This window comes from Caballeronia hypogeia (genome assembly GCF_001544875.2).
Classification (GTDB): domain Bacteria; phylum Pseudomonadota; class Gammaproteobacteria; order Burkholderiales; family Burkholderiaceae; genus Caballeronia; species Caballeronia hypogeia.
The window spans coordinates 249,533-255,532 of the sequence record NZ_FCOA02000006.1; the positions used below are offsets into that span (position 1 = coordinate 249,533).

6 protein-coding genes are annotated in these 6,000 nt (G+C 63.4%); 3 read left to right on the top strand and 3 right to left on the bottom strand.

Going from position 1 to position 6,000, the window contains the following annotated elements; translation table 11 throughout:
* Window positions 1–129: 129 nt before the first annotated feature.
* A complete protein-coding gene (locus AWB79_RS12940; protein ID WP_061167814.1) occupies window positions 130–924 on the top strand; it encodes an ABC transporter substrate-binding protein in 795 nt (264 codons plus the stop codon).
* A 216-nt stretch (window positions 925–1,140) separates the two neighbouring features.
* Entirely contained in the window at window positions 1,141–2,256 is a 1,116-nt protein-coding gene (locus AWB79_RS12945; protein WP_061167815.1) for a succinylglutamate desuccinylase/aspartoacylase family protein, read from the top strand.
* Between the two features lie 9 nt (window positions 2,257–2,265).
* Here the strand turns inward: AWB79_RS12945 and AWB79_RS12950 are convergent, their stop codons facing one another.
* Window positions 2,266–2,634, bottom strand: a complete 369-nt coding sequence (locus tag AWB79_RS12950) for a nuclear transport factor 2 family protein (protein ID WP_061167816.1) — start codon at window positions 2,632–2,634, stop codon at window positions 2,266–2,268.
* Between the two features lie 242 nt (window positions 2,635–2,876).
* Between AWB79_RS12950 and AWB79_RS12955 the strand changes: the two genes are divergently transcribed.
* Window positions 2,877–4,073, top strand: coding sequence for a porin (locus tag AWB79_RS12955; RefSeq protein ID WP_061167817.1), 1,197 nt, complete (start codon window positions 2,877–2,879; stop codon window positions 4,071–4,073).
* A 141-nt stretch (window positions 4,074–4,214) separates the two neighbouring features.
* On the opposite strand, the gene AWB79_RS12960 is transcribed toward AWB79_RS12955, so the two are convergent.
* Both AWB79_RS12960 and AWB79_RS12965 read right to left on the bottom strand, forming a co-directional pair.
* On the bottom strand, window positions 4,215–5,276 hold the full coding sequence (locus tag AWB79_RS12960; RefSeq protein WP_061167818.1) for an alkene reductase: 1,062 nt from the start codon (window positions 5,274–5,276) through the stop codon (window positions 4,215–4,217).
* Window positions 5,277–5,334: 58 nt separating this feature from the next.
* Window positions 5,335–5,628, bottom strand: coding sequence for an ArsR/SmtB family transcription factor (locus tag AWB79_RS12965; RefSeq protein WP_061167819.1), 294 nt, complete (start codon window positions 5,626–5,628; stop codon window positions 5,335–5,337).
* Window positions 5,629–6,000: the final 372 nt, after the last annotated feature.

Sequence of the window (6,000 nt, forward strand, 5' to 3'; positions counted from 1 at the left end):
TGGTAACCTTCTGCCGATTCTGAGCGGACACGATCCGCGGAATACTCATGTTCCGGCGCGTAACGACGCACCGGGCGCCCGGATACGAGACCTTCCGGGCCGTACTGACCACCCTCTGGAGTTAAAACAGTGAAGAAACTGCTCGCGGCACTGACGATGTCCCTCCTCGCCGCCACGTCGCTGACCGCCGTCACGGCCGCCCAGGCGAAGGATTATTCGACGATCCGTTTCGGCGTCGACGCCAGCTACCCCCCGTTCGAGTCGAAGGGCTCCGACGGCAAGCTGGTCGGTTTCGACATCGACCTCGGCAACGAGATCTGCGCACGTCTGAAGGCGAAGTGCGTGTGGGTGGAGAACGATTTCGACGGCATGATCCCCGCGCTCAAGGCGAAGAAGTTCGACGGCGTGCTCTCGTCGATGTCCATGACCCCGCAACGCGCCGAGCAGATCGCCTTCTCGAGCAAGCTCTTCAACACCCCGACGCGCCTCGTCGCCAAGAAGGGCAGCAACATCCTGCCGACGGCTGAAAGCCTGAAGGGCAAGAACGTCGGCGTCGAACAGGGCACGATCCAGGAAACCTACGCGAAGACCTACTGGGCGCCGAAGGGCGTGACGGTCACGCCGTACCAGAACCAGGACCAGGTCTACGCCGACCTGACCTCGGGCCGTCTCGACGCCGCGCTGCAGGACGCGGTGCAGGCCGAAATCGGCTTCCTGAAGACGCCGCGCGGCGCGGGCTTCGACTTCGCCGGCAAGGATCTCGACGATCCGAAGACGCTCGGCAACGGCGCGGGCATCGGTCTGCGCAAGGAAGACACCGACCTGAAGGCGAAGATCGACAAGGCGATCGCCGACATCATCAAGGACGGCACGTACAAGAAGATCGAGAAGAAGTACTTCGACTTCGACGTGTACGGCGGCTAAGCCGATCACGCCAGGACAGGACAGGCTGAGAACGGGCTCCGCGCTGCAAGGCGCGGAGCCCGTTTCCTTTTGGACGGGCCGTCCGGGCTCGCGGCCTGCTGATTTCGGCTAAGATCGAACGTCCGGCAGTCCTGCAGGACGCCCGCGGACGGAGACACCGCGGCGCCCGGCAATTTCCAGAGGCAAGACCCGCGCATTCGCGTGCGCGCGACCACTATGCAAACCAGAACTCACTCCCTCATCGCGCCAACGCTCGGTACTTCCCGCAACATCACGAGCTTCCACTATGGCCCGGGCGGCGGCCAGAAAATCTATATCCAGTCCTCGCTGCACGCGGATGAACTGCCCGGCATGCTCGTCGCGTGGCGTCTGCGCCGGCATCTGGCCGAATTCGAAGCCGCCGGCAAATTGCGCGGCGAAGTGGTGATCGTGCCCGTGCCCAATCCGATAGGCCTTTCGCAACATTTGCACGGCACCCTGATGGGCCGTTTCGAGACCAACAGCGGCCACAACTTCAATCGCAATTTCTACGATCTGGCCGCGCTGATCGCGCCGCGCATCGAAGCGCGTCTCGGCAAGGACGCCGAGGCCAACAAGCTCGCCGTGCGCGCCGCGATGAGGGAAGCGCTCGACGAGCAGACGCCGCACACCGAACTCGAATCGCAACGCCTCGCGCTGCAAAAGCTGTCCTTCGACGCCGATGTCGTGCTCGACCTGCACTGCGACCTCGACGCCGCGCTGCACCTCTACACGAATCCGGACATCTGGGACGAGGTCGAACCGCTCGCGCGCTATCTCGACGCCAAGGCGTCACTGCTCGCGCTGAATTCGGTGGGCAATCCGTTCGACGAGATTCACAGCTTCTGCTGGTCGGATCTCCGCCAACGTTACGGCGAGCGCTTCCCGATTCCAAATGGCGGCATTTCGGTAACGGTGGAACTGCGCAGCCAGCACGACGTGTCCTACGAACTCGCCGAGAAAGACGCGCAGGCGATCGTCAACTATCTGACTCACCGCGGCGTGATCGACGCGCCCGTACCGGAGCAGCCGCCGCTGGAGCATCCGGCGACGCCGCTCGCGGGCGCCGAGCCGATCGTGGCGCCCGCGTCGGGCGTGCTGGTGTTCCGCGCGCCCGTGGGCGAGTTCATCGAGGCGGGCACGCCTATCGCCGATATCGTCGATCCGCTCACCGACGTCGTCACCACGCTCAAGTGCACGACCTCGGGCGTGATGTACGCCAGGCACATCACGCGCTTCGCGACGGCGGGACTCGAAGTCGCGCGCATCGCGGGCGCGAAGGCTTATCGCACGGGCTCGTTGCTGTCGGCGTAAGTCTTTGAATCAAAAAGGCGCGAGGCCGCATTGCGCGGCCACCACGCGCCATGTTCCGCCGATATCGCCCCAGGTTCGCGTGTAGCGCAAGCTGCCCGCGAACGGGGCGCCCGCGAAGGTCCCGGAAAGCACCACGCGCGTGACCGTGATCGCGAACGCACCGTACACGCGCACGCTCTGATCCTCCACTTCCAGCTTCTCGATGCGCTGCATCCCGTAGCGATGCCCGTTCAGATCGTCGGCCTTGGTCCACACCTTGCCGGTTGCATCGACGAAGCTCAGGTCGTCGGCCAATAGCGCGTCGAGCGCTTCGACGTCCGACGCCACCATCGCCTTCTTCAGGCGCCCTTCCAGTTCGCGGATTCCCGTTTCGTCCATGATCTCGCTCGCGTTTGAGGAACCGAGAGCATGGCATCCCATGCGCGGAACGCACAAGCGCCGCCGTTTCGCCAGAGCTGTTGTGCATACGACACACCGCAAGCGGCCTGAAAGCGTTGTCACATTTCTTTCTTCGGCAATCGCTACATTTGCGCCGGTCGCAGCCACGCGCCGTCAGAGCGCGACGCAACACCGACACCGTCAACAAGACCACACCGCGAATCAACTCACGGAGCATTACTTTGAAGAAGAACATTCTGGCGACCGCCGCGCTCGCAGCATTCGCCGCCCTCGCCACCACGTCCGCGCAAGCGCAAAGCAGCGTCACGCTGTACGGCATCATCGACGCCGGTATCAGCTACGTGAACAACAGTTCGACCAGCACGACGCGCGCCGGCGACTCGCTCGTCAAGTACGACGACGGCGTCGCGCAAGGCAGCCGTTGGGGCCTGAAGGGCTCGGAAGACCTGGGCGGCGGCCTGAAGGCGATCTTCACGTTGGAGAGCGGCTTCAACAGCGGCACCGGTACGCTGGGCCAGGGCGGCGCGATGTTCGGCCGTCAGGCATTCGTCGGTATCGCCAAGAACGACGTCGGCTCGCTGACCTTCGGCCGTCAATACTCGTTCTCGACCGACTACCTCGGCAGCAACTACTCGATCGGCGGCCAGACGCTCGCGGGTAACTACGCGTACCACATGAACGACGTCGACCAACTGACGTCGAGCCGCATCAACAACGCCGTCAAGTTCAGCAGCGCGAGCTTCTACGGCGTGACGTTCGGCGCAATGTACGGCTTCTCGAATCAGGCAGGCGCGTTCGCGGGCTCGCCGAACACGACCGTCGGCACGACCACGACGGCAGGTTCGTCGCGCGCTTACAGCTTCGGCCTGAACTACAAGGCAGGTCCGCTCGGCATCGGCGCGGCGTACACGGACATCCGCTACCCGGCGGCAGCGTCGCCGGCATTCAGCACGGCCGTGGCGAACATCCAGACGATGGGCACGGCCAACGCCGGCAAGGATCTGCGCACGTTCGGCGTCGGCGCGAACTACGCGTTCGGTGCGGCGACCGTGTTCGGCCTCTGGACCAACACGCTGTTCGAACCGATCAACGGCGCAAGCTCGAAGCTCAACGCGTTCGATATCGGCGGCAAGTACTCGTTCACGTCGGCGCTGTCGGCTGGCCTCGGCTACTCGTACCTGAACATGACCGGCAATCAGAGCGGTCACTGGAACCAGGTCGATGCAAGCGTCGACTACGCGCTGTCGAAGCGCACCGATGTGTACGCGCTCGGCATCTATCAAAAGGCTTCGGGTTCGAACCGCGGCGTCGAGAACCAGGCTTCGATCGGTTCGTCGTCGTCGAGCTACTTCGGCACCTCGGGACTGGGCGAAAACGACCAGCTCGCGTTCCGCGTCGGCATCCGCCACAAGTTCTAAGCAGTACCGTGTGAGCGACAGGAATCGGGCCGCATCGAGCGGTCCGATTTTTTTTGAAGGTCTCGTGACATCACCCGGTTACCCAATGAAAACAGCGGCCGAAGCCGCTGTTTTTGCTTGATGCCGCCGACTGCGAAACGATTACTCGGTCGTTTCGAGCAACGGATAGTCCGTATAGCCCTTCGCGCCCGGCGCGTAGAACGTCGCCGTATCCCAATCGTTGAGCGATGCGTCCACTTCGAAGCGGCGCACCAGATCGGCATTCGCGATGAAGGGCTTGCCCCACGCCACCGCATCCGCGTCGCCACGCGCGATGATCGCTTCGGCGCTCTCTTTCGAGAAACCTTCGTTGGCGATATACACGCCGCCGAACGCCTTCCTCAGTTGCGGTCCGAGGCTGTCCTCGCCCTCGCGCTCGCGCGCCGCGATGAATGCGATCTTGCGCTTGCCCAGCTCGCGCGCGACATGGCCGAAGGTCGCGCTGCGGTCGCTGTCGCCCATGGTGTGCGAATCCGCGCGCGGCGCGAGATGCACGCCCACACGATCCGCGCCCCACACATCGATACATTCGTCGACGATCTCGAGCAGCAGGCGCGCGCGGTTCTCGATGGCGCCGCCGTAGGCGTCGGTGCGCTGGTTGGTGCTGTCCTGCAGAAACTGATCGAGCAGATAGCCGTTCGCGCCGTGCACTTCGACGCCGTCGAAGCCCGCGCGCTTCGCATTCTCCGCGCCCTTGCGATAGGCGGCGACCACGCCGGCGATTTCATCGAGTTCGAGAGCGCGCGGCGTCACATACGGACGCTGCGGACGCACGAGGCTCACATGTCCACCCGCCGCGATCGCGCTCGGCGCGACCGGCAGTTCGCCATTCAGGAACACCGGATCGGAGATGCGGCCCACGTGCCACAGTTGCAGGAAGATCTTGCCGCCCGCGTCATGCACGGCCTTGGTTACGAGCTTCCAGCCCTCCACTTGCTCGTCGGACCAGATGCCCGGCGTGTCGGCATAACCGACGCCTTGAGGCGTCACCGAGGTCGCCTCGCTGAGAATCAGACCGGCCGATGCGCGGTCCGCGTAGTACTGCGCCATCAACGCGTTGGGCACGCGCTCGACGCCCGCGCGCTGACGCGTCAGCGGCGCCATGATGATGCGGTTCTTGAGCGTGAGTGCGCCTAGCTGAAGCGGATCGAAGAGAGTCGACATGAATTGGCATCCTAATTAAGTTGAAAGCGGTCTGTCACGGAACGATCGATACAAACGCTCAGAGATCGCCGATGGAATCGCGGAACGCCTGGATCACCGCTTCGTCGCGCTTGAAGAACACCCACTGTCCAACGCGCTTCGTGGTGACGAGACCGGCTTTGTGCAACGTCGCGAGATGCGCGGAAACGGTTGACTGCGACATACCGCAGCGCCCATCGATCTGACCCGCGCAGACGCCATGCGCCCACGGCAGTTCCTGATTCGGGAAATGCCGCTCCGGGTCCTTCAGCCACTCGAGAATTTCGCGGCGAAGGGGGTTGGCGAGGGCCTTGTGAATTGCGTCGATGTCCATTTCGTTGCTCGTGCGTCTGACGCCGGAAAACGCGAGCCTTCCGAATCGTCTTGGAGCGAAGTATATATCGGAAATTTACGATATGCAAATTCGACGTCCGGATGCGTCAATCGCGACATGGTTAGGGCGCAAAAGAGCGCGAGCATGAATGACGCGCCACGCGCCGCGGACTGAGCAAAAGAATACGGCGCGCCGTGAGACAGAAGGATTGCTCCGTCTCACGGCGCGCCGAAATTGCAGCCGCTGAAAAAAGCGCGGTTCAGGCGACCGTCCTCTTTTCCTCTCCGATGAACAACTGACGCGGACGACCGATCTTCTGCTCGGGATCGGCAATCATCTCGTTCCACTGCGCGATCCAGCCGACCGTACGCG